General features: G+C 72.9%; 22 protein-coding genes and 1 riboswitch. Of the genes, 10 read left to right on the top strand and 12 right to left on the bottom strand.

Going from position 1 to position 22,202, the window contains the following annotated elements:
• Positions 1 to 304 precede the first annotated feature (304 nt).
• The 7 genes from HS99_RS36180 to HS99_RS36150 all read right to left on the bottom strand — a co-directional run bounded on the left by HS99_RS36180 (position 305) and on the right by HS99_RS36150 (position 5,455).
• Positions 305 to 745, bottom strand: coding sequence for a PH domain-containing protein (locus tag HS99_RS36180; protein WP_030279803.1), 441 nt, complete (start codon positions 743 to 745; stop codon positions 305 to 307).
• Positions 746 to 946: 201 nt separating this feature from the next.
• On the bottom strand, positions 947 to 1,795 hold the full coding sequence (gene hisG / locus HS99_RS36175; RefSeq protein ID WP_030279804.1) for an ATP phosphoribosyltransferase: 849 nt from the start codon (positions 1,793 to 1,795) through the stop codon (positions 947 to 949).
• Positions 1,796 to 1,889: 94 nt separating this feature from the next.
• Complete coding sequence (locus HS99_RS36170) at positions 1,890 to 2,162, bottom strand: phosphoribosyl-ATP diphosphatase (protein ID WP_030279806.1); 273 nt, start codon at positions 2,160 to 2,162, stop codon at positions 1,890 to 1,892.
• Between the two features lie 101 nt (positions 2,163 to 2,263).
• Positions 2,264 to 2,737, bottom strand: a complete 474-nt coding sequence (gene ribH / locus HS99_RS36165) for a 6,7-dimethyl-8-ribityllumazine synthase (protein WP_030279808.1) — start codon at positions 2,735 to 2,737, stop codon at positions 2,264 to 2,266.
• A 95-nt stretch (positions 2,738 to 2,832) separates the two neighbouring features.
• Entirely contained in the window at positions 2,833 to 4,104 is a 1,272-nt protein-coding gene (locus HS99_RS36160) for a bifunctional 3,4-dihydroxy-2-butanone-4-phosphate synthase/GTP cyclohydrolase II (protein WP_030279816.1), read from the bottom strand.
• On the bottom strand, positions 4,101 to 4,748 hold the full coding sequence (locus tag HS99_RS36155) for a nicotinamide mononucleotide transporter family protein (RefSeq protein WP_030279818.1): 648 nt from the start codon (positions 4,746 to 4,748) through the stop codon (positions 4,101 to 4,103). Before HS99_RS36155 ends, HS99_RS36160 begins: the two co-directional genes overlap by 4 nt.
• Positions 4,745 to 5,455, bottom strand: coding sequence for a riboflavin synthase (locus HS99_RS36150; protein WP_030552444.1), 711 nt, complete (start codon positions 5,453 to 5,455; stop codon positions 4,745 to 4,747). The genes HS99_RS36155 and HS99_RS36150 overlap by 4 nt, the downstream gene beginning before the upstream one ends.
• 226 nt (positions 5,456 to 5,681) lie before the next feature.
• A riboswitch (FMN riboswitch) is annotated at positions 5,682 to 5,809 on the bottom strand.
• Positions 5,810 to 5,995: 186 nt separating this feature from the next.
• Here HS99_RS36150 and HS99_RS36145 point away from each other — a divergent pair.
• Positions 5,996 to 6,241 (top strand): SCO4226 family nickel-binding protein, encoded by a 246-nt coding sequence (locus HS99_RS36145; RefSeq protein WP_030552446.1) that lies wholly within the window; start codon positions 5,996 to 5,998, stop codon positions 6,239 to 6,241.
• A gap of 78 nt (positions 6,242 to 6,319) precedes the next feature.
• Here HS99_RS36145 and HS99_RS36140 read toward each other — a convergent pair whose 3' ends face one another.
• The gene (locus tag HS99_RS36140; protein WP_157846521.1) at positions 6,320 to 6,634 is read right to left on the bottom strand and encodes an antibiotic biosynthesis monooxygenase family protein; all 315 of its coding nucleotides are present in this window, start codon (positions 6,632 to 6,634) and stop codon (positions 6,320 to 6,322) included.
• 212 nt (positions 6,635 to 6,846) lie between these two features.
• Here HS99_RS36140 and HS99_RS36135 point away from each other — a divergent pair, with 212 nt between their 5' ends.
• The 6 genes from HS99_RS36135 (at position 6,847) to HS99_RS45515 (ending at position 11,885) form a co-directional block, all read left to right on the top strand.
• A complete protein-coding gene (locus HS99_RS36135; RefSeq protein ID WP_072656423.1) occupies positions 6,847 to 7,542 on the top strand; it encodes an MSMEG_1061 family FMN-dependent PPOX-type flavoprotein in 696 nt (231 codons plus the stop codon).
• 192 nt (positions 7,543 to 7,734) lie between these two features.
• Positions 7,735 to 8,151 carry an HIT family protein gene (locus tag HS99_RS36130; protein ID WP_030279828.1) on the top strand — a complete coding sequence of 139 codons (417 nt, stop codon included), beginning with the start codon at positions 7,735 to 7,737 and terminating at the stop codon, positions 8,149 to 8,151.
• Between the two features lie 234 nt (positions 8,152 to 8,385).
• Positions 8,386 to 9,300 (top strand): glycoside hydrolase family 19 protein, encoded by a 915-nt coding sequence (locus HS99_RS36125; RefSeq protein ID WP_030552448.1) that lies wholly within the window; start codon positions 8,386 to 8,388, stop codon positions 9,298 to 9,300.
• Between the two features lie 241 nt (positions 9,301 to 9,541).
• Entirely contained in the window at positions 9,542 to 10,597 is a 1,056-nt protein-coding gene (locus HS99_RS36120; RefSeq protein ID WP_046386842.1) for a serine hydrolase domain-containing protein, read from the top strand.
• 198 nt (positions 10,598 to 10,795) lie between these two features.
• Entirely contained in the window at positions 10,796 to 11,584 is a 789-nt protein-coding gene (locus HS99_RS36115; RefSeq protein ID WP_030552452.1) for a hypothetical protein, read from the top strand.
• Between the two features lie 148 nt (positions 11,585 to 11,732).
• Entirely contained in the window at positions 11,733 to 11,885 is a 153-nt protein-coding gene (locus HS99_RS45515; RefSeq protein WP_157846522.1) for a hypothetical protein, read from the top strand.
• A 367-nt stretch (positions 11,886 to 12,252) separates the two neighbouring features.
• Here the strand turns inward: HS99_RS45515 and HS99_RS36110 are convergent, their stop codons facing one another.
• A complete protein-coding gene (locus HS99_RS36110) occupies positions 12,253 to 12,789 on the bottom strand; it encodes a winged helix-turn-helix transcriptional regulator (protein WP_030279833.1) in 537 nt (178 codons plus the stop codon).
• 121 nt (positions 12,790 to 12,910) lie between these two features.
• Between HS99_RS36110 and HS99_RS36105 the strand changes: the two genes are divergently transcribed.
• Positions 12,911 to 14,389, top strand: coding sequence for an MFS transporter (locus tag HS99_RS36105; RefSeq protein WP_050366921.1), 1,479 nt, complete (start codon positions 12,911 to 12,913; stop codon positions 14,387 to 14,389).
• Between the two features lie 643 nt (positions 14,390 to 15,032).
• Here the strand turns inward: HS99_RS36105 and HS99_RS36100 are convergent.
• Positions 15,033 to 15,566, bottom strand: a complete 534-nt coding sequence (locus HS99_RS36100; RefSeq protein WP_232543004.1) for an SMI1/KNR4 family protein — start codon at positions 15,564 to 15,566, stop codon at positions 15,033 to 15,035.
• A 482-nt stretch (positions 15,567 to 16,048) separates the two neighbouring features.
• Between HS99_RS36100 and HS99_RS36095 the strand changes: the two genes are divergently transcribed.
• Together HS99_RS36095 and HS99_RS36090 are read left to right on the top strand one after the other, a co-directional pair.
• The gene (locus HS99_RS36095; RefSeq protein ID WP_050366920.1) at positions 16,049 to 19,729 is read left to right on the top strand and encodes a SpoIIE family protein phosphatase; all 3,681 of its coding nucleotides are present in this window, start codon (positions 16,049 to 16,051) and stop codon (positions 19,727 to 19,729) included.
• 113 nt (positions 19,730 to 19,842) lie between these two features.
• A complete protein-coding gene (locus HS99_RS36090; protein WP_030279839.1) occupies positions 19,843 to 20,247 on the top strand; it encodes a nuclear transport factor 2 family protein in 405 nt (134 codons plus the stop codon).
• A gap of 132 nt (positions 20,248 to 20,379) precedes the next feature.
• Here the strand turns inward: HS99_RS36090 and HS99_RS36085 are convergent, their stop codons facing one another.
• Together HS99_RS36085 and HS99_RS36080 are read right to left on the bottom strand one after the other, a co-directional pair.
• The gene (locus tag HS99_RS36085; protein WP_030279841.1) at positions 20,380 to 21,447 is read right to left on the bottom strand and encodes an S-adenosylmethionine:tRNA ribosyltransferase-isomerase; all 1,068 of its coding nucleotides are present in this window, start codon (positions 21,445 to 21,447) and stop codon (positions 20,380 to 20,382) included.
• Positions 21,444 to 22,202, bottom strand: coding sequence for an SDR family oxidoreductase (locus tag HS99_RS36080; protein WP_043387591.1), 759 nt, complete (start codon positions 22,200 to 22,202; stop codon positions 21,444 to 21,446). Before HS99_RS36080 ends, HS99_RS36085 begins: the two co-directional genes overlap by 4 nt.

Genomic DNA, 22,202 nt, shown 5'->3' with positions numbered 1-22,202 from the left:
CCTGCCTTCCGGGGGTCGGAAGCGAGGCGGCGCAGGTACTACTGGACGGATCGTCCATCGAGGGGGTGTGTCACTCCTCAAGTCGCTCGAAGCGCGGATCGGTTCGAGTGGGGTCGTTTTCGGACAGGGCTTAGCTTTGCCCCGCTTTTACCAGCGTAGACCATACCGGCGCGGTGGTAGGAAGCGTGTTCGGACCCACTGGGGACACTGGCCGGGGGGCGGTGGCCCGGAGGCGGTTGGCCCGGGCCCCGGGGGACGGTGGCCCGGGGGGGGTGGCCCGGGGGCCGGTGGCCGCCGTGTGCCGTCAGACCTGGGCGTGGTGCTCGACCAGGTCGCGCAGCGCACGGGCGTCCGCGATCGCCTGGGCCTTGCCGACTCCGGACTGGATGCCGACCGCGGCGAGTGAGGTGCCGTCGGCGAGGTCGAGGGTGGCCCACGGGTCGCCCTGGCGAAAGTTGACCCGGACGATCTCGGCCCAGGCCAGTCGGCGGCTGCGGACGAAGTTGACCACCGTCACGCCCTCCGCGTCGGCGCTCACCCGCGGACGGGCCAGCATCAGGCCCACGCCGGCGAACAGCACCCCGCTGGCGATCATCATGATCCGGTCGTTGAGCTGCCAGCTCGCCGGGAGCAGCATCGCCAGCACGACGAACAGCGCCACGAGCAGGGCGCAGACCGGAAGCAGCACCACCCGGGTGCGGCGGGGCGCCCAGGTGACGGGGATCTCGACGGGCGGGGTGGACACGTGGGGTCTCCGGTGGTTCTCGGGCCGGTGGTTCGGGATCCGGTGGTTCCGGGTCCGGTGGTTCCGGGTTCGCGACAGCACGAGGGCGGGGACGCCGGTCGGCGTCCCCGCCCCATTGAACCGTTCTTTACCCGCGGATGTGCGAGCAGGCCGTGCGAGCCGCACCCGCGCGCAGGTCGCGGGGCACCTCGTGAGAGCAGGTCAGAGGCGGCAGGCGTGGATGTTGGTGACCAGGATCGCCCGGGCGCCGATGCCCCACAGGTCGTCCATGATCTGCTGGGCCTCCTTGCGGAGCACCATCGAGCGGACGGCCACCCAGCCCTCGGTGTGCAGCGGGGAGACGGTCGGCGACTCCAGGCCGGGGGTCAGCGCGACGGCGGCGCCGACCTTCTCGGCGCGGATGTCGTAGTCCATCAGCACGTAGCGGCGGGCCACCAGCACGCCCTGCAGGCGGCGCAGGAACTGATCGACCCGGGCGTCCTCGCCCGCGCCCTTGGGGCGGATCACCACGGCGTCCGAGATCAGGATCGGCTCGCCGAAGACCTCCAGGCCGGCGTTGCGCAGGCTGGTGCCGGTCTCCACCACGTCGGCGATCACGTCGGCGACGCCCAGCTGCACCGCGGTCTCGACCGCGCCGTCCAGCTTGGTGACCGTCGCCTTCACCCCGTGGTCGGCCAGGTGCTGCTCGACCAGACCGGTGTAGGAGGTCGCGATGCGCAGGCCCTCCAGGCCCTTCACGTCCTTGACGTCCACGCCCTCGGGGCGGGCGAAGCGGAAGGTCGACCCGGCGAAACCGAGGGCGAGCACCTCCTCCGCGTTGGAGTGCGAGTCCAGCAGCAGGTCGCGGCCGGTGATGCCGACGTCGAGGCGGCCGGAGCCGACGTAGACGGCGATGTCCCGCGGGCGGAGGAAGAAGAACTCGACCTCGTTGTTGGGGTCGACGAGCACCAGCTCCTTGGGGTCCTTCCGCTGGCGGTAGCCGGCCTCATGGAGCATCTCCGCCGCGGGACCCGAGAGCGAACCCTTGTTGGGGACGGCGATGCGCAGCATGGGAGGTTGCTTCCTTACCTGTTGGGAGCGGTGTGCTCGGGGAGCCCGGGCGTTCTGCCGGCTGTTCTTCCGGGTGTTCTGTCCGCCCGGTGTTCTAGAGGTACTTGTAGACGTCGTCCAGCGTCAGCCCGCGGGCGATCATCATCACCTGAAGGTGGTACAGGAGCTGCGAGATTTCCTCCGCCGTCTGCTCGTCCGACTGGAACTCGGCGGCCATCCAGACCTCGGCGGCCTCCTCGACGACCTTCTTGCCGATCGAATGGACGCCCTGCTGGACGAGCTGGGCGGTGCGGGAGGACGAGGGGTCGCCGGTGGCGGCCTTCTGCTGGAGCTCGGCGAAGAGCTCCTCGAATGTCTTCGAAGCCATGATGGGACTCACCATACGGCGTGCGGGCTGACTGGCGGTAAACGGTCCCGGACCGTGGACGGTCGGCTGGACCTCCGCGGTCCGGGACCGGTCACCCGTGCTCAGTGGAGGTCGCGGAGGGTCACCGCGGTCGCGACGGCGGCGGTGACGGCCTCGTGGCCCTTGTCCTCGGCCGAGCCCGGCAGGCCCGCGCGGTCGAGCGCCTGCTCCTCGTTGTCGCAGGTCAGCACGCCGAATCCGACCGGGACGCCGGTGTCCACGCTGACCTGGGTGAGGCCGGCGGTGGCCGCCTGGCAGACGTAGTCGAAGTGCGGGGTGCCGCCGCGGATCACCACGCCGAGGGCGACCACGGCGTCGTAGCCGTGCTCGGCGAGGCGCTTCGCGGCGACCGGCAGCTCGAAGGTGCCGGGGACGCGCAGGACGGTCGGCTCGGCGACGCCCAGTTCCTTGAGCGCGCGGTGGGCGCCGTCCAGCAGGCCGTTCATCACCTGGTCGTGCCACTGGGCGGCGATGACCGCGACCTTGAGGTCTGCGGCGCCGTCGATGGTCAGCTCGGGGGCTCCGTGGCCGCTCATGTCGGTGTTCCGTTCTGTCGTTTCGGTGGTCGTTGAAGGGCGGGGCGGGGCGGGCGGCGGCGGAGGCAGCGGCGGGGTGCGTCAGGCGCCGAGCGTCAGGAGTCGAGGCCGGGCAGGTCGTGGCCCATCCGGTCGCGCTTGGTGCGCAGGTAGCGCACGTTGTGCTCGCCCGGCGCGATCTCGACCGCTTCACGCCCCTTGACCTTGAGGCCGTGGTCGGTGAGTGCGGTCAGCTTCTGCGGGTTGTTGGTCAGGAGGGTCAGCGAGCGCACGCCGAGGTCCGCCAGCATCTGCGCCGCGATGCTGTAGTCGCGGGCGTCGGCGGGCAGGCCGAGTTCCAGGTTGGCGTCGACGGTGTCGCGGCCCTGCTCCTGGAGCTCGTACGCGCGCAGCTTGTGCGCCAGGCCGATCCCCCGGCCCTCGTGGCCGCGCAGGTAGAGCACCACGCCGCGGCCGGCCTCGGCGACCCGCTGGAGCGAGGCCTCCAGCTGGGGGCCGCAGTCGCAGCGCAGGGAGCCGAAGACGTCACCGGTCAGGCACTCGGAGTGGACCCGCACCAGGACGTCCTCGCCGTCCGGCAGCCGTCCGTCCGCCCCGAGGCCGCCGGCCACCAGGGCGATGTGCTCGACGCCGTCGATGGTGCCCTGGTAGCCGACGGCGGTGAACTCGCCGTGCGCGGTGGGCAGGGCGGTGACGGCGGCCCGGTCCACGTGCAGCTCGGTGCGGCGGCGGTAGGCGATCAGGTCCTCGATGGAGATGATCGCCAGGCCGTGCTCGCGGGCGAAGGCGACCAGTTCGGGCAGCCTGGCCATGGTGCCGTCGTCGTTGACCACCTCGGCGATCGCGCCGGCCGGTGCCAGCCCGGCGAGCCGGGCGAGGTCCACGGCGGCCTCGGTGTGCCCGGGGCGGACCAGCACGCCGCCCTCGACGGCGCGCAGCGGGAAGACGTGCCCGGGGCGGGTGAGGTCGCCGGGCTCGGTGCCGGGCGAGGACAGCAGCCGTACGGTGCGGGCGCGGTCGGCGGCGGAGATGCCGGTGTCCACACCCTCGCGGGCGTCCACCGAGACGGTGTAGGCGGTGCCCTTGCGGTCCTCGTTGACCTGGGTCATCGGCGGCAGCTTGAGTCGGTCCAGCTCCGCGCCGGTCATCGGGGCGCAGATCACGCCGGAGCTGTAGCGGATGGTGAAGGCCATCAGCTCCGGGGTGGCGGCGGAGGCGGCGAAGACGAGGTCGCCCTCGTTCTCGCGGTCCTCGTCGTCGACCACGACCACCGCGCGGCCGAGCGCGATGTCGGCGATCGCCCGCTCGACCGGGTCGAGGACGAGCTCGTCACCGGTGCTGTCGGGGTGGGTCTGGTTCGCGGTCATGCCGTGGCTCCCTGCGGGACGTTGGAGGACGTGGCTCGCGGCTCACGGGTGCTCAGCCACCAGGAGCGCAGTCCGAGCAGCACCAGGACGAAGTAGACGGAGTAGGTCAGGCCGGAGAAGGTGTAGCCGCTGTTGAAGGCGAACGGGACGCCGACCGCGTCGACCGCTATCCAGGCGAACCAGAACTCCAGCCAGCCGCGCGCCTGGGCAACCATCGCGGCGAGCGTGCCGACGAAGATGTAGGCGTCCGACCAGGGGCTCCAGGACAGCTTGGGGTACGCGGTGAACAGCAGGGCCAGGCCGACGGTGCCGACCGCGGTGCCGGCCACCAGGGCGGCCCGCTCGGGCCAGCTGGCGAACCGTACGGCGATCGTCCCGGTGTCGCGGCGGCCGCGGCGCCACTGCGCCCAGCCCCAGGCCGCGGTGACGATGACGATCAGCTGCTTGCCGATCAGACCGGGGACGTGGCCGCCGAGGTAGGCGGTGATCAGCACGACGCCGGAGAGGAGTTGGACCGGCCAGCTCCAGACCGAGCGGCGCCAGCCGAGCGCCAGGCCGCCGAAGCCGAGCAGGTTGCCGATCATGTCGGCCCACTTCACGTGTTCGCCGAGGACGGTGAACGCCTCGCCGCTGAGCCAGCTCACTTGCTCTCCCCCGTGGAGTCGGAAACCGGAAGGTCCGGGATGTTCGGCAGGTTCGGGATGTTCGGCAGGTTGGGGAGGGTGCGCGATTCGAGCAGCCGCTCCACGTACTTGGCGAGCACGTCCACCTCGAGGTTGACGCTCTCGCCCAGCGCCTTGGCACCGAGCGTGGTGAGCGCGAGGGTTGCCGGGATGAGGCTGACGGTGAAGCTGTCGCGGGCCGCCTCCACGACGGTGAGGCTGACGCCGTCGACCGTGATCGAGCCCTTCTCCACCAGGTAGCGGGAGATGGACTCCGGCAGCGAGAAGCGCAGCACCTCCCAGCGCAGGTTGCCGTCCGCGTCGCGCTCGCCCGGCTCACGGCTCAACAGCCGTCCGGTGGCGTCGACATGGCCCTGGACCAGGTGGCCCCCGAGCCGGGCGCCGAGCGCCATCGCGCGCTCCAGGTTGATCGGGGAACCAGGCTTCAGCTCGCCCAGGCTGGAGCGGTGCAGCGTCTCGGCCATCACGTCGGCGCTGAACTCACCGGTCTCGGCGGCCAGTTGCTCGGGGGTGTCGACGACGGTCAGACAGACTCCGTTGACCGCGATGGAGTCCCCGTGGCGCGCGCCGTCACGAACAACCGGACCACGCAGGCGGATTCGCGAGGAGTCGCCGATCTCCTCGATCGACACGACCTCGCCGAGCTCTTCGATGATGCCGGTGAACACCCGGGTCTCCTCGCGCTTGGGGCGCGGACTCCGGGGCGGCAGAGGGAGATGACACGGACGGGCACCGGTGCGCGGACCCGCGCACCACCCGTCGCCGGGGGTACCGGAGCCGCCGGGAGATCGCTCACCCGGCCCGGGAGACAGTGCTCCCGCCGTTCACCTGACCGTGGCCCTGCCGATCTCACGATGGACGTCGATGGACCACGGGTACTGCTCTTCGTCCGCCCGCGCACGCCTCCCATCCGGACTTTAACCGTCGGTCCAGGAATTTCACCTGGTCAACCGGCCGCTGGCTGCGGACGGGTCGCGGACTGTAACCGCCGGTTCGGATTTTCACCGACCCCGGAGTGCGCTGAACGTCACTGCTGTTGACGACATTGTGCCACGCGGGACGCGAGCCGAGGGAGAGTGTTCCGCTGTGGCCTGTTTCACGGTCCTGCGGGGAATGCCGACGGCACTCCGTGCTCGGCACTGGTGGCGCCGGTGTGCGGGCAGGGCGAGGCTGGTGGTGGGGCAAGCTTCGGATCGGAGGCGGCGACGATGAAGTTCATGGACGTCCACCGCGGGATGACCGGGATCACGGCGGAGCAGTTCAGGGCGGCCCACGCGGCCGACGCGGCGATCGAGGGCGAAGAAGGCGTGCACTTCGAGCACGCCTGGGCGGACCCGGAGTCGGGCACGGTGTACTGCCTGTCCGAGGCGCCGTCCAGGGACGCGGTCCAGCGGGTGCACGAACGTACCGGGCACCCGGCGGACGAGATCCACTCGGTGCCGCTCTCGGCGTGAGGGACCGGGGATCCAGGGCTCGGCTCACCCCGGTTCATCCGGGAACTCACTCCCGGTTCAGGCGGTTTTCGGGGGCTTTCAGAGGGTGGCTGGTGCGGTGATCGGCATGAAGTGGGTGACCTCCGGCGGGTGCATGAGGTAGTGCAGTTCGCCCTCCGACCAGACCGGTCGGATCCGCCACATCGGCCCTGCGTATCCGCGCAGGGCCTCCTCGTCGCGCCAGCGACTGACCACGAGCACCCGGTGCCCGTCCTCGGCCACCGAGCGCAGCAGTTCACCGCCGAGGCAGCCGTCCGTCCGCCCGAGCTGCGGCAGCACCTGACTGGTCAGGTGGGCGCAGAACTCCTCGATGCGATCGGCCGTGACCTGCCCGGCCCAGATTCTGATGATCACGGCCACCACCTCCGGCTGGCTGGAGTCCCTGGCCCCATTATCAGCGGAAAACCGCTGGTGGGGAGGGGTAGGGCGGCTGTTTCACGGAGAGTGGTGGAAACCGGGGCGGGTCGAGCCGCCGTGGGCGCGGGACGGCTGCCGCGGGCGGAGCGGTGTCGGGATCACGAACCCGGGCCGGCGGCTCGGCGAACGGCCTCGGCTACATTCCCGGGATGACCCTCACACCGGACGCCACCGCACCGTCAACCGCCGCTTCGGGCAAACCGAACGGCCTGTTCGCCGCCCTCCGCGCGGGAGCCCTCACCGACCCGGCGCAGCTGCGGGAGGTCTACGAACAGCCGGGCGACCACGCGCGCCGCAAGCAGGTCGACCGCCTGCACGAGGTCGCCCAGCGGCTCATAGCCTGCTCCTCGCTCGTGTTCGTCGCCAGCTCGGACGCCGCCGGGCGCTGCGACGTCTCCCCGCGCGGCGGGCCGGCCGGACTGGTCTCGGTGCTCGACGAGTACACCCTGGCCATTCCGGACGCCACCGGCAACAAGCGGTTGGACACCCTCCACAACATCCTGGAGAACGGCCGGGTCGGGCTGCTCTTCGTCGTACCCGGCCGGGACACCACACTCCGGGTCAACGGGCGCGCCTGCGTCTCCACCGACCCGGAGCTGCTGCGGCAGCTCACCGCCGTCGGCAAGCCGCCGCGCAGCGCGATCGTGGTCGCCGTCGAGGAGGTGTACGCGCACTGCCCGAAGTCGCTGCTGCGGGCTTCGGCGTGGAAGCCGGAGAACTGGCTGGCGAAGGACGCGCAGCCGAGCTCGGCGGAGGTGACGCTGTCGCACCTGCGGGACGACTCGCTGACCGTCGAGATGATCGAGCAGGCGGAGCGGGAGGCGCTGCTGTACCGGTACGAGTAGGAGGCCGGACTTTCGAGCGGGCGTGCCGCGCTTCTCGGCGTGCGCCGCTGCCGCTGCCGCTGGGCCCGCCCCGCCGCTGGTCGCGGTGGGGCGGCGGCGCGGGTGCACCCGGTCGACGCCGGACGGGTGGAGGCCCGGCGCGCCAGGGTCTGCGGGGACGCCGGGAACGCCGCCCCTGGCTTGAATGGACGGATGGACTGCGTGTTCTGTGCGGTGGTGGCGGGTGAGGAACCCGCGCACCGGGTGCTGGACGACGGGACGGCGGTGGCCTTCCTGGACCGCCGGCCGCTCTTCCCCGGCCACGTTCTGGTGGTACCGCGCGCCCACCACCGGACCCTGGCGGACCTGCCGGCCGAGGAGGTCGGGCCGTTCTTCCTGCGGGTGCAGCGGGTGGCGGCGGCGGTCGAGCGGGGACTGGGCGCGGCGGGCAGCTTCGTGGCGGCGAACAACCGGATCAGCCAGTCGGTGCCGCACCTGCACGTGCACGTGGTGCCGCGCAATCCGAAGGACGGGCTTCGCGGGTTCTTCTGGCCGCGGGGGAAGTACCCGGACGAGGCGGGGGCGGCGGAGGTCGCGGCGCGCCTGCGGGCGGCGCTCGGGGAGGCGTAGGCGGGACCCCGCACGCCCCCGGAACCCCCAATACGCACTCCTTCGGAAGCCACTTCCGCCCAAGCTCTTGACAGGTATAGACCATTCCGCTTGAGTCGGTGCCAGCCCCGTACCGGCCCGCACCACCCCGGTCGGCCGTCCCCCACGACGCGCCCCCGCGGGGCCCGGCTCCCCTGCCCCGACCAGGTCCCTGTCTCGACGACGTGCGGCCCCCACCGCACAAGGGGTGATGACGTGTCAACCAAACGCCTGCTCGCGCTGCTGTCCGCCGTGGTCACGGCGCTCGCACTCGCGGTGCTCCTCCCGGCCTCCGCCAGCGCCGCCGTCTGCGGCACCCCGTGGAGTTCCGGCGCCGTGTACACCGGCGGCGCCGCCGTCTCGTACAACGGGCACAACTGGACCGCCAAGTGGTGGACCCAGAACGAGCCGCCGAGCACCGGCGGCTCCGGGGTCTGGGCCGACCAGGGCCCCTGCGGCGGACCCACCGGCCCCGGCCCGACCCCCACTGCGACCCGGACGACCGACCCGGGCGGATTCCCGGTCAGCCAGGCGCAGTTCGACCAGATGTTCCCGAACCGGAACCCCTTCTACACCTACCAGGGCCTGCTGGACGCGACCAGCGCGTACCCCGGCTTCGCCGCCACCGGCAGCGACACCGTACGGCGGCAGGAGGCCGCGGCCTTCCTCGCCAACGTCAGCCACGAGACCGGCGGACTGCTCTACGTGGTCGAGCAGAACACGTCCAACTACCCGCACTACTGCGACACTTCGCAGCCGTACGGGTGCCCGGCCGGGCAGGCGGCGTACTACGGGCGCGGACCGATCCAGCTGAGCTGGAACTTCAACTACAAGGCGGCGGGCGACGCACTCGGCCTCGACCTGCTGAACCACCCGGACCTGGTGCAGACCGATCCGGCGGTGGCCTGGAAGACCGGCCTCTGGTACTGGAACACCCAGAACGGCCCGGGCACCATGACCGCGCACGACGCGATGGTCAACGGGCGGGGCTTCGGTGAGACGATCCGCAGCATCAACGGCGCGCTGGAGTGCAACGGCAACAACACCGCGCAGATGCAGCACCGGATCAGCCTGTACCAGGGCTTCGTGCAGATCCTCGGCACCATGCCCGGGGGCAACCTGAGCTGCTGACGGCGGGTCCGCGGCGGGGCGGGTCCGCCGTCCGCGGCGGGCTCGGTGTCCCGGGCGGGTCCCGTGGCGGGCGGGTCGAGGCGCTGCCGGGTGCGGCGCGTCGGGCTGCCCGCCGTTCCCGCCGCGCTCTGCCTACTGCTCCGGGCGGCGTGGGGCGTACACCCGGGGGAGCATCCGGAGTGATCGAAATCGTTTTCCGGGCTGACGACCTCGCAGGTCACGGCCGCCTAGGCTCGCGCACATGAACGAACTCGCCAGCCTCGTGGAGCAGACCGCCGCCCGGCTCGCGGCTCGGCACGTCGGTGTGGTGGTCGCCGGGCTGGCCGGTGGCGCCCTGGAGATCCACGGCGCCGGGCGGACGGGGCCCGGCGGCGGGGTGCCCGGGGCGCACACGCTCTTCGACATCGGTTCCGTCACCAAGGTGTTCACCTCGCTCGTACTCGCCCGGCTGGCGCTCGACGGTGCGGTGGGGCTCGACGAGCCGCTCGCCGAGGTGCTCCACGGCCCGGCGGCCGTCCCGGTCCGGAACGGCCGGCCGATCACGCTACGGCACCTCGCGACCCACACCTCGGGGCTCCCGCGCCTGCCCCGGGGCATGGCGCTGCGCGCCCTGCTCCGGCCCAACCAGCCCGATCCGTACGCCCATTGCACCACCGAGCGAATACTCTCCGGACTCGCCCGGACGAGACTGCACTCCGCCCCCGGGCGCAGCTTCCGCTACTCCAACCTCGGCGCCGGGCTGCTCGGGATGGCCCTCGCCCACCGGGCCGGCACCGGGTACGACGAGCTGGTGGCGCGCGAGGTCTGCGCGCCGCTGGGGCTGGCCGACACCTGCCTGCGGCCGGGCACGGAACAGTCCGAACGGCTGGCGCGCGGCCACGCGCCCGGCGGGCGGCCGGTGCCCTCCTGGGACTTGGCGGCGCTCCCGGGCATGGGCGGCCTCCGCTCCACCGCGGCCGACCTCGCGGTGCTCCTGCGCGCGCAGTTGGCCGCCGAACGCGAGCCCGACGCGCCGCTGGCACCGGCGATCCTGCTCACCCGGGAAACCAGGCACCGGGTCAACCCGTTCGCCTGGGCGCACCTCGGCTGGCTCGGCCACCGTCTGCACGCCCAGCAGGGCAGGCACCTGCAGCTGTGGCACAACGGGGGGACGGGCGGGTTCAGCTCCTTCGTCGCGTTCGACCCGGAGAAGCAGGTGGGAGTGGTGGTGCTGGCCAACACCCGGCGGTCCGTGGACCCGGCGGGCACGGCGCTGCTGCGTCGACTGCAGATCGGGTCCGGCGCAGCGAGGAGCTGACGGTCGCCGTCGCTGTCGCCTCCGGTGCCGCCGCTGCCGCACATGGGCCGAACGGCACCCCCACCCCGGACCCACTTCGGCCGTTTCGGTCGAAAAGGTGTCGATTGGCACTGTTCCAAAGGGTAGTAGGCAATCGAAACTGGTGATCCGACAGCCGCAGTTCCGGTTGGGGAGACCGCCGAGTGCAAGGAGGCCGAAGTGGCGATGGTGTGGTCGCCGGGGTGGGCGCGATCGCTCGTGGAGGGCGGCCAGGCCCGGCGCGAACCAGCCGGTCCACTCGGGCCGGTGGTGCGGGTGCACCGGGGCTTCCGGCCCGTCCCGCGGCGGGCACGGGCGTGGCTGGACGCCGTTGCGGCGCTGCTGGCACTCGTGCTCTGCCGGTCGCTCGGCGAGTGGTGGCCAGCGCCCGTGGTCGCGGCCGTCGCGGTGGTGGCCGTGAGCGGGTACGGGCGGCTGCGACCCGCGCCCCGGCTGCGTTCCGTACGGCTCCACCAGGGCGGGCTGGCACTGGTCGGAGCGGACGGCAGCGAACGGCTGCTGCGCTGGGGCGAGATCGAGGCCGCCGAGTACGCCCCGGGCGGGCAGCGCGGCGAGCCCGAGCGTGGTCGAATATGGCCGGCGGGCGCGGACGAGCCCCTGGTGCTGGCACAGTTGCGCGGGCTGGACGGACTGTTCCGGGAGGTGGACGAGCGTCTCTCCCCCGGCCTCCGGGCCGCCCTGCACGAGGCGCTGCGCACCGAGGGGAGCGTCCGGTTCGACCGGGGGCGGCTGACGGTGACGGTCGGCGGGCTGGTGCACCGGCCGCCGCACCCGCTGGCCGCGACGGAGGCCTACCGCTGGGCGGAGGTGCACTCGGCCCGGGCGTCCGACCTCGGGGAGCTGGAGATCCGGACACACTCGGCCGGGTTGCCGCTCACCCTCCCGGTGCCCAACGCCCGCGCGGCTGCGGAGTTCCTGGAGGAAGTCCGGGCCCGGAGCACCGGGTGAGCGCTTAGCGGGCTTCTCGCCCCACACCCGCCAAGCCCTGATCGGGCGCCACGGCATCGACCCGGCCCGGTCGACGACCTGATCGGCGACTGACTCGCGGCGGGGTTCCCGGGGCCTCCCCGCAGGCCGTGCACTTCGCGCCGCAGGGGTGATCGTCGGAGCGGCGGCGGCCTGCGGCATCGAGACGACGAGCCGGGTGCCGATGTGGTCCAACGTGCCGCCGGGGGCGGACCCGTTCGGCGCCTCGGTCGCGGCCCGCTACCTGGGCGGGCCCGTCGCGCAGGCGTCAGCGCCGAGCTGATCGCGGCCAAGTGGTCGCTCTCACGGGAGGCGATGGACGAATTCGCGGCCCACTCGCCCACCAAGGCGGCCCGGGCCCACGTGCGGGCGGGTTCAGCGACGAACTGGTCCCGGTGCCGACGCCAAACGGCCTGGCGACCACGGACGAGTCGGTGCGCACCCCGGCACCTCGCCCGAAGCGCTGACCACGCTGGTGCACGAACCGCCCCGCAGCGGCAGGCGGGTCCTGCCACACTGCTCGACGGGCCGACCGCCGCCAACCCGGAGGTCCGGTTCCACTCCTGACCGCGCACGCGCCCTGGCCCGCGAGGCCGTCGGCTACCTGTCGACGGCCTCGCCGGCGGGGCGCCCCCGGCAGCGCCCCGCTGTTACGCCGCCGCCGAGGCGATCGGTTCGAGCAGCAGGTGCGAGCGGACCAGCGCGCGGGAGACCGGGTCATCGCGGTGGCCACCGGTGTGGGCGGGGTTCGGGCGCATGACGACCTCGGCCGGGGGGACGGGCCCGCCGCCGCACTTGGGGCAGGCGCCGACGAGGTCCAGGTCGGTGCCACAGCGCGCGTGCGCGAAGAGGTGGTGCGGGCCGCCCTCGGTGGCGTGTCGGCCGCCCCAGCGGCTCAACTGGTAGAGCGGCCCCCAGAGTTCGAGGCCGGTCTCGGTGAGCAGGTAACCGTGGCGCAGCGGCGCCTGCTGGTACGGCTCCCTGCGCAGCACCCCGGCCGCGACCAGGGCGTTGAGGCGGGCGGTGAGGACGGCGCGCGGGATGCCGAGGTGGGTGAGGAAGTCGTTGAAGCGCTGCACGCCGTAGAACGCGTCGCGGACGATCAGCAGGCTCCAGCGCTCGCCGACCACCTCCAGGGCGCGGGCCAGTGCGCAGTCCTGCAGTTCGTAGTCCGTTCCCAGCGCCATGCGGGCCAGCGTAGTCCACCGTCCAGGTGGGTTCAATGAACAGACCAGCGGTGGTAGCGTGCTGTCCGAGACGAAGGTTCATTCACCAGACCTATTGGTTCAGCCTCCGGAGGGAACACCCATGCCCCCCGCACCACCGCCCGGTTCCGCCACCGCCACCGCCACCCCGGCCGTCCGACCCGGCGCGACCCTGGCCGTCACGGCGACCGCGACCGCGCTGACCACCGTCGCCTACACGGCCCCCACCGCCTCGCTCGCCGCCACCGCCCAGGCCGCCCACCTCGGCGCCTCCGGCCGCACCTGGATCCTCACCGGCGCCCTGGTCGGCATCTCGGCGCTCCTCCTCACGGCCGGCAGCGTCGCCGACGACCACGGCCGCAAGCGGGTCTTCACCTTCGGCGTGCTGCTGTTCGCCGCCGCCGAGGCCCTCGCCGCACTTGCCCCGGGCGGCGCCGTCTACCTGGCCGCCCGCGTACTGCTCGGCGTCGCCTCGGCCGCCGTCCTGGCGCCCGCGCTCGGCCTGATCAGCCACGCCCACCCGCCCGGGCCGGGCCGGATCCGGGCCCTTGGCATCTGGGGCGCGGCCGTAGGCCTCGGCATCGCGGTCGGGCCGGTCTACGGCGCACTCGTCCAACAGTGGTTCGGCTGGCGCGCGGTCAGCGGCGGGCTCGCCGTGGTCTCGGCCGCCGTGACCGCCTGGGCCGCCGCCTGCCTCACCGAGTCCCGGGCCGAGCGGCCCCGTGCGCTCGACCCGTACGGCGTCCTGACCCTCACCACCGGCACCTCCCTGCTCATCGCCGGTCTCGCCGAGGGCCGCAGTGGCTGGGGACGGCCTGTTGTGGTGGCCCTGCTGGCGGGCGGGGTGGTGCTGCTCGCGGCCTTCACGCTGGTCGAGGCGAAGGTCCGGGAGCCGATGCTCGACCTCTCCCTGTTCCGCAGCCCCGGCTTCACCGCCGCGACCGGCGGCGCCCTGTTCACCGGGCTGTCGCTGGTCGGCTTCATGAGCTACCTGCCCACCCTGCTCCAGGGCGTGCTCGGCCTCTCCGGCCTCGCCGCGGGCGGAGTGCTGGCCCTCTGGTCCGGCCTATCCGTGCTCTCCGCCCTCCAGGCCCGGCGACTGGCCGCCCGCTTGTCCGCCACCTCCCAGGTCGCCCTCGGCCTGCTGGTCTGCGGCCTCGGCGAGGGCGGACTGTACGGGCTCACCCCCGACTCCAGCTGGCTCCGCCTGGCCCCCGGCCTGGCGGTCGCCGGCATCGGCAGCGGCGTCCTCAACGCGGCCCTCGCCCGGCTCGCGGTCAGCAGCGTCCCCGCCCACCGGGCCGCCATGGGCTCGGGCGCCAACAACACCTCCCGCTACATCGGCTCGGCCCTGGGCGTGGCCGTCACGGTTGCCGTCGCCGGCTCCGCCCGCCCCACCACCCTCGGCCCCGCAGCCGCCGCCCACGCCCTCGCCACCGGCACCGACCGTGCCGTCCTGGTCGCCGCCGCCCTCTGCCTCATCGGAGCCGCCCTGGCCCTCGCCGCCCGCACCGCCGAATCCCGTCCCACCCCGCAACCCGCGCCCACCACCCCCACCCCCGACCACGCCACCACCCGATGACGCAACACGGGAAGTCGAACCCGCCGACTTCTCAGACACAAGAACCCCTGCAGGCGGGAAAACGAGTGGATGTGTCTGCCCGCCCGACAAACCCGCACACCCCGGGTCAGCGCAGGAAGTCGAACCAACCGACTTCTCGCGCACAAGGACCCGCGCAGGAGCAAGACGGGGAAGGTCAACACCCACGGAGGCATGAAAAGCCGGGCGAGGCGCACTCCCCGTCCCAGCGAACCCGCGCGTCCCCAGGCCGAGCCGACACGGGAAGTCGAACCGCCCGACTTCCCGCGTAAGACGAACCGCGTTGCGACGCGGGAAACCGCACAGGCCACGGCTCGCGGGCCAGGCCGAACCGACTTAGGAAGTCGAACTCGCCGACTTCTCATATGAAGTCGCACAGGCACCCATACCCCATCAGCTGGTCAATCGGCGCTCTGCCCCGCCCGGTGAATCTTCTTCGGCTGTGGGCACGAGGGCCAGCGCTCAGTCAGCCGGGGCTGCGGCGACCTCGGGCGTCCGCTCGGCCGGGGGGAGACGCCGGGCCCGTGGGGGTTGTTAGAGGTCGCTTCCTCTGGTGGCCAAAGGCGTTGGGCCAATATTGCTGCCACGCTCATCTGCTTCCGTCGCCTGCTGGTCCGACTGGCGCTCACCAGGCCACAACGCTGGGTCGGATCGTGGGCAGGGCCCACGGTTCCACTGCGCCGCTGACCAGGTCGGCCAGGAACTGAACGGCCCCACCGGTGTAGTGCCACCGCGCGGAGCTCCGCGAGGCGACGGTGACCGTCCAGTCCTGGGGCCTCGCCGGGTTGGTGGTCCACAGGAAGAAGTCCCCGCGATTCGAGTCAGCCCAGGGAGGCAGACCGCCCGGGGCGGGATGGGCGTGGAGCGGCACAGCCGGCTCGGCTTCCTCGCACCACTCCGCGATAATCTCCAGCGTCTCGCGTGTTCCCTGCACCCACGAGTGCTCACCACCAGGATCCGGACCACCGACACCAAGGAAGTCGCCGAGCACGAAAGGCGGGTAGAGCTCACACAGGAGCCTGGAATCGGCCGGCAAGGCCACCCCCAGATCGGCTTCCACGACCTGCCGGCTGATGCTGCTGGGTTTCGGAAGGCGCAGTTCGGCCAGACCCGGTACCGCGCTTTCCAGCTCCCCGACTATCTCAATGGGGTCGGTCATACGCCGGACCGGTGCCTGGGTACCAGCAAAATCGTCCATGAGATCAGACGGTCAGAGCGAAGTCTCCCCATCTGGGGCGGGCTCACCTGCAGCCAAAGGAAACGACGTCTTAATCGTCCGCGGGGCTCGGCCGGAGGGCCGGCGCTGTCGCTCCGGCGGCGTGCAGGCGGCCGGTCGGCCGGGGGGCTCTTCGCGTGTGGAGGGGGGCGGGTTCGTCGGGGTTGGGAATTCCCCGTGGCGCGGTGCGCGGGAGCTGGTGGTCGGACGACAGGGGGCTGCTCGACTCCCCTGTGTTCGTGCCGGGTTGCTCCCTGAGGGCGGGGAGTTCGGCTGTCGCGGCGGAGAGACGCCTGGTTCGCGGCGCTGGTGACGCTTCGGTGTCGCGTCGTGTCCGAGTTCGATGAGCGACGCGTGGGGCCTGCGTGCGAGGATGACAGGGCTGGTGGGAACGGGTTCCCGGGTGGTTGGGCGGTTCTCTGGCCATGGTGAACGACGACGGACAGCGCCGGGCGGATCCTCAGCAGGACGCCCTGCTGATGGTACCGATCGCCACGGCCCTGATCGAGGCCGACGGGCGGATCCTGCACTGGAGCGGTGACGCTGAGGCGCTGCTCGGCTACCGTGCGGACGAGGCGGTGGGCGCGAAGGCGGCCAAGCTGTTGACCTCGGACGAGCAGCGGCCCGAGGTACTGGAGTTGTTCGGGGAGATCCTGGCCGGCCGCGAGTGGTCGGGGGTGTTTCCGGTCCGGCACCGGGACGGGCATCTGGTGAACCTGGAGTTCCGTACGCATCCGGTCCAGGGGCCGGGCGGGGCACCCTTGGTGCTGGCGGTGGCCTCCGAGGTGACGACGCTGCGGCGGATCCAGGCGGACCTGGCCGTGCTGGACGGTTTCTTCACCCAGTGCCCGGTCGGTATGGCCGTCTTCGACACCGATCTGCGCTATGTCCGGCTGAACGAGGCGCTGGCGAGGGGCAACGGCCTGCCGGCCGAGGCACACCTGGGCCGCCGGGTGGCCGAGGTGCTGCCGGGGAGCAACGCCGCGGAGACCGAGGCGGTGATGCGGCAGGTGCTGGCGAGTGGCGTGCCGGTGGTGGACTTCCGTACGCACGGCCGCACGCCGGGGGATCCGCGGCGCGACCGGGCCTGGTCCGCCTCGTACTTCCGGCTGGCCGACCAGGGCGGCCGGGTGCTCGGGGTGAGCGCGACGATCATCGACGTGACGGAGCGCTACCGCGCCGAGGCCCGGGCGGCCCGGGCCCAGGAGCGGCTGTCGCTGCTGGTGGACGCGACCGCCTCGATCGGCACCACCCTGGACCTGCGGCAGACCGCCCGCGAGTTGGCCGACGCGATGGTGCCGAGGGTCGCGGACCTCAGCGGGGTGTTCGCCCTGGAGGCGCTGATCGCCGGGCGCAATGTCGAGCCGGCCGCCCCGGACGCCCCGCACCTGGTGCGTCGCCTGGCGCTGGCGACGTCCGACCCGCTGTACCCGGCCGGCGCCCTGCCGGTGGACTCGGTCTACGAGCTGCCGCCGGACTCTCCGTACGCCCGGGCGCTGATCACCGGGCGGACGGTGGTGGTGCCGTCCTGGGAGCTGGTGCCGCTGGCCGACGCTCTCAGCGAGAGCCGCCGCCAGGCGGTCCTGGGCGACCGCCCGCGTTCGGTGCGGATCACGCCGCTGGTGGCGCGCGGCACCACGCTCGGCATGGTGGTGTACTCGCGGCGCGGCGAGCGGGAGTCCTTCGCCGAGGCCGACATCACGCTCGGTGACGAGCTGGCCTCGCGCGCGGCGGTCGCGATCGACAACGCCCGGCTGTACCTGCGCCAGCACCAGACGGTGCTGGCCCGGCAGCAGGCGTTGCGCGAGGCGAAGGCCGCGCAGGAGCGGCTGGCGCTGGTGAACGCGGCGTCCGCCCGGATCGGCACGACGCTCGATCTCGACCGCACCGCGAACGAGTTGGCGGAGGTGGCGACGCCCCGGCTGGCCGACACCGTGGTGGTGGAGGTGCTGGAGGAGCTGGTCCGGGGCGAGCGCGAGGTGCGGCCCCCGGCGGACGGTTCGGCGCTGCTGCGGCGGATGGCGTTCCATTCGGTGCGCGGCTCGACCCTGGCCCCGATCGAACGGCTGGGCGGGGTGCACCGCTTCCTGCCGGGTTCGCCGTACGCGTGGAGCCTGGCGCACCGCAAGCCGGTGCTGGTGCCCCGGATGGACGAGGAGGGCATGGCCTGGTTCGCCGAGGACCCGGTGCGCACCGCCGCCGTACGGGAGCAGAACGTGCGCTCGTTCATGGTCGTTCCGCTGATCGCGCGCGGCAGTCCGGTCGGCGTCGCGGGTTTCTACCGGACCCTGGTGGAGCGTCCGTACGGGGACGAGGACCTCGCGCTGGCCGGCGAGTTGGCGGTGCGGGCGGCGGTGTCGATCGACAACGCGCTGCTGTTCACCCGCGAGCGCGACGCGGCTGCCGCCCGGCAGCGGGCGCTGGACGAGGCCTGGGCCGCCCAGCAGCGGCTGGGTCTGTTGAACGAGGCGAGCAACCGGATCGGCACCACCCTCGATCTGCACCGCACCGCGAGGGAGTTGGTGGAGGTGGTGCTCCCGCGCTTCGCCGACTTCGTCACGGTGGACCTGCGCGACGCGGTGCTCGGCGGCGAGGAGCCGGGCCCGGTGCCGAGGGACGGTTCGGTGCTGATGCGGGCGGTGGCGGTCGGCGAGTCCGCGCCGGACGGCAGCATGACGGCGGCCGCCGACCAGGTCGGTGAGACCTCGCAGTCGGCCGAGGTGTACGCGCAGAGCCTGCGCACCCGGCACTCGATCCTGGTCTCCACGGTGACCGAGGAGGAGCTGCGGCGGATCGTCGCCTCCCCCGACCGGGTGCAGCCGGGACTGGCCGCCGGGGTGCACTCGTACCTGATGGTGCCGCTGGTGGCGCGCGGACTCGTGCTGGGCGGTGCGGAGTTCGTCCGCACCCACAATCCGGTGCCGTTCGGGCCGGCGGACCGTTCACTGGCCGAGGAGCTGGCCGCGCGCACCGCGCTGGCGATCGACAACGCCCGGCTCTACCGCCGGGAGCGGGACACCGCGCTCACCCTCCAACGCAGTCTGCTGCCGCAGGAGATCCACCGCACCATCGGTCTGGAGCTCGCCTACCGCTACCTGCCCAGCAGCGTGGTCAGCGAGGTCGGCGGCGACTGGTTCGACGTGGTGCCGCTCTCCTCCGGGCGGGTCGCGCTGATCGTCGGCGACGTGATGGGCCACGGCATCCGCGCCGCCGCCACCATGGGCCAACTCCGGACGGTGGCCCGGACGTTGATCACCCTGGAGCTCAACCCGACGCGGGTGCTGCACCGGCTGGACGAGGCCACCGTGGCGCTCGGCGAGGGCCAGTTCGCCACCTGCGTCTGCGTGGTCTACGACCCCGCCGACCGTAGCTGCACCGCCGCCTGCGCCGGTCACCTGCCGCCCGTGGTCGCCGACACCGAGGGCAACGCCCGTCTCGTCGACCTGCCGCCCGGCGCGCCGCTGGGCGTGGGCGGAGTCCCCTTCGAGAGCGTCGAGTTCACCCTTCCCGAGCAGGCCATCCTGACCCTCTACACCGACGGCCTGGTCGAACGCCGGGGCCGCGACCTCGACGAGGGCCTGCAACTGCTCTGCCGTACGGTCGCCGACCGGTGCCACTCGCTGGAGCAGACCTGCGACGCCGTCCTGACCCGGCTCACCGGGCGCACCGCCGAGGACGACATCGCCGTCATCATGGCGCAGGTCCGCCCGGAGGGAGCCGACCGGATCGCCTCCCTGCCGCTCACCGGTGACCACGCGATGGTCGCCCACTCGCGCCGCTTCACCCGGGAGACGCTCAGCGCCTGGGGGCTGACCGCACTCACCGACTGGGCCGAGCTGCTCACCAGCGAGCTGATCACCAACGCCCTGGTGCACGCCGGATCCCCCACCCAGCTTCGCCTGTTCTGCACCCGGGTGCTCACCGTGGAGGTCGCCGACCGGGAGAGCGGGACACCCCGGCTCCGCCGTGCCCGCAACGAGGACGAGGGCGGGCGCGGCATCCACCTGGTCAACGAACTGGCGCACCGCTGGGGCAGCCGCCGGACGGCCGACGGCAAGGTGGTCTGGTTCGAACTGGAGCTGCCACCGGGCTTCCCGTCTGCATGAACAACCGACCGTTGTCGGTGCGGGCCGGGGGTTGTTGGCCACCGGTACGGCCGGTGGCCTTTGCTGGTGCCACGGCGGGAGAGCCCCGACCGGACGGACCAGAGGAGCCCACCATGCAGCAGACCGACGCCCGCACCGTCGTCACCGAGTACGTCACCCGGCTCGCCGCGGGCGAACGGGACGCCGCCATCGCCCTGTTCGCCGAGGACGCCACCTGGACCTACCCGGGCAACCTCGAACTCTCCCGCACCTGGCACGGCAAGCAGGAGATCTTCGGCGACTTCCTCGGCCAGGTCGGCACCCTGTTCGCCCCTGACGGCCTGCCGACCCTCACCCTCACCCACGTCCTCGCCGACGGCCCGCAGGCGGTGGCCGAGTGGACCGCCGTCGGGAAGGCCGCCAACGGCGCCGCGTACGAGAACCACTGCCTGGGCGTGTTCACCGTGGAGAACGGCCTGATCACCGCCGTCCGCGAGTACCTGGACACCCACCACGTGGCGCAGACCCTGCTCGCCTGAACGGCCTCTGCCGGGCCGGCACCGAGATCGCCTGCCCACCCGCGGGGCAGGCCCTGCCGCTCCCCGGTGCCGTCCCCGCAAACGTGCTGCCGGCGGCGGCCTCGCCGCGCACCCGGTGACCGGCTGACCTGCTCAGTCCGGCAGCAGCAGGTTGACGTCGCCGAACTCGTGCCACAGGTACCGCTGTCGGACGGCCTCCCGGTAGCAGGCCGTCAGCAGCGGGCGGCCCGCGACGGCTGCCAGCATCAGCAGGTGGGAGGCGCGCGGCTCGTGCCAGCCGGTGAGCAACCCGTCCACCCCGCGCACCCCGCGCTCCGGGGTGATCACCAACTCCGTCCAGCCGTCCGCCTCCTGGAGCGTGCCGTCCGGCCCGACGGCCGACTCCAGGGCACGGACGACGGTCGTGCCGACGGCGATCACCCGTCCGCCCCCGGCCCGGACGTGGCCGACCAGCCGGGCGGTGGTGGCGGGGACGCGGAAGCGCTCCGCGTACGGGGCCTCGTGCGCCTCCGGCGAGGCCACTCCGGTGTGCAGGGTGACGGGAGCGACCAGCACGCCCCGACCAGCCAGCCGGGCCACCACCGTCGGCGTGAACGGGCGCGCTGCGCTGGGCATTTCGCTGCTGCCCGGCACGCTCGCGAAGACCGTCTGGTAGGCCTCGATCGGCCAGTCGCGGTCCACGTAGCCGTACCGGATCGCCCGTCCGTGCAGCCTCAGGTACGGCAACAGGGTTGCGGGCAGCGACAGTTCGGCGTACCAGAGGCGGTCGGTGAACGGCTGCACCAGCTCGGCCGCCCCGCCGGCCGGCAGTGCGACGTGCAGTCCCGGCCGGGCCGGTGACTCCTGCGGCGGGTAGTAGGAAGCTGCCGAGCCCGGCACCGGTCGGCGCAACTCGACGAGGTGGGAGCCCCGTTGGTCCGGCTGTGCGGAGGACAGGTGCAGAGCGACCGGGGTGCCGTCGGGCAGTCGGCCCGGCAGCGCGGCCGGGAGGGTGCCCGAGTTGTTGACCACCAGGAGGTCCCCCGGGCGCAGCGCTTCGGGCAGCTCGGTGAAGCGGCGGTGTTCCACGGCGCCGGTGGCGCGGCGGCCGACCAGCATCCGTACGCCGTCCCGGGCGCCGCCGCGCGCCTCGGCCGGTGCGCGGGCGGAGAGTTCGGGCGGGACGGTGACGTGGAGGTCCAGTTCGGTCAGGGTCGTCATCGCCCACCCCGGTCGGCCACCGGCGCCGCCGCGAGGTCCTCGGCGCGGTAGCGCCCGGAGGGGGCGCGGTCGCGAAGCAGGCCGATCAGGACGGGCGCGACCTCCTCGGGCAGCGGTTCGCCGGAGATGTCCTCGCCGGGACTGGCCTCCTGCAGCATTCGGGTGCGCATGTTGCCCGGGTCGACCGCCCAGACCCTCACCTGGGGCTCTTCCCGGGCGAGTACGGCCGTGGCAAGGTCGAGCGCCGCCTTGCTGGCGCCGTACCCGCCCCAGCCGGGGTAGGCCTCCACGGCGGTGTCCGAGCTGATGTTGAGGACGGCGCCGGAGTGGGCACGCACTTGGGGCAGGACGAGTTGGGTGAGGGCGATCGGGGCGAGCGCGTTGACCTCGAAGAGTTCCAGCAGGTCCGGCAGCGGGAAGTCGGCCAGCCGGGGCAGCGGTTCGGTGCCCGGAGTGACGGCGCCGTTGAGCGAACCGGCGTTGTTGACCAGCAGGCTCGCGCCGCCGAGGCCCTCGGCGGCCTCGGCCAGATGGGCCCGGTGGTCGTCGTCGACGATCGAGCCGGGCAGGGCCACCACCTTGGTGACGGCGGCCAGGGCGGTTTCGGCCTCGGCGAGTTCGGCAGCGCCGCGGGCGGTGATCACCAGCTGCCAGCCCTCGCCGGCGAGGGCGTGCGCGAGGGCCAGCCCGAGGCCGCGGGAGGCGCCGGTGACCAGTGCGACGGGCGCGAGGTGGGTGTGCTGTGCTGCGTTCAT

The organism is Kitasatospora aureofaciens, assembly GCF_001188955.3.
Taxonomy (GTDB): Bacteria; Actinomycetota; Actinomycetes; order Streptomycetales; family Streptomycetaceae; genus Kitasatospora; species Kitasatospora aureofaciens.
This window is presented reverse-complemented; position numbering and strand designations above follow the sequence as displayed.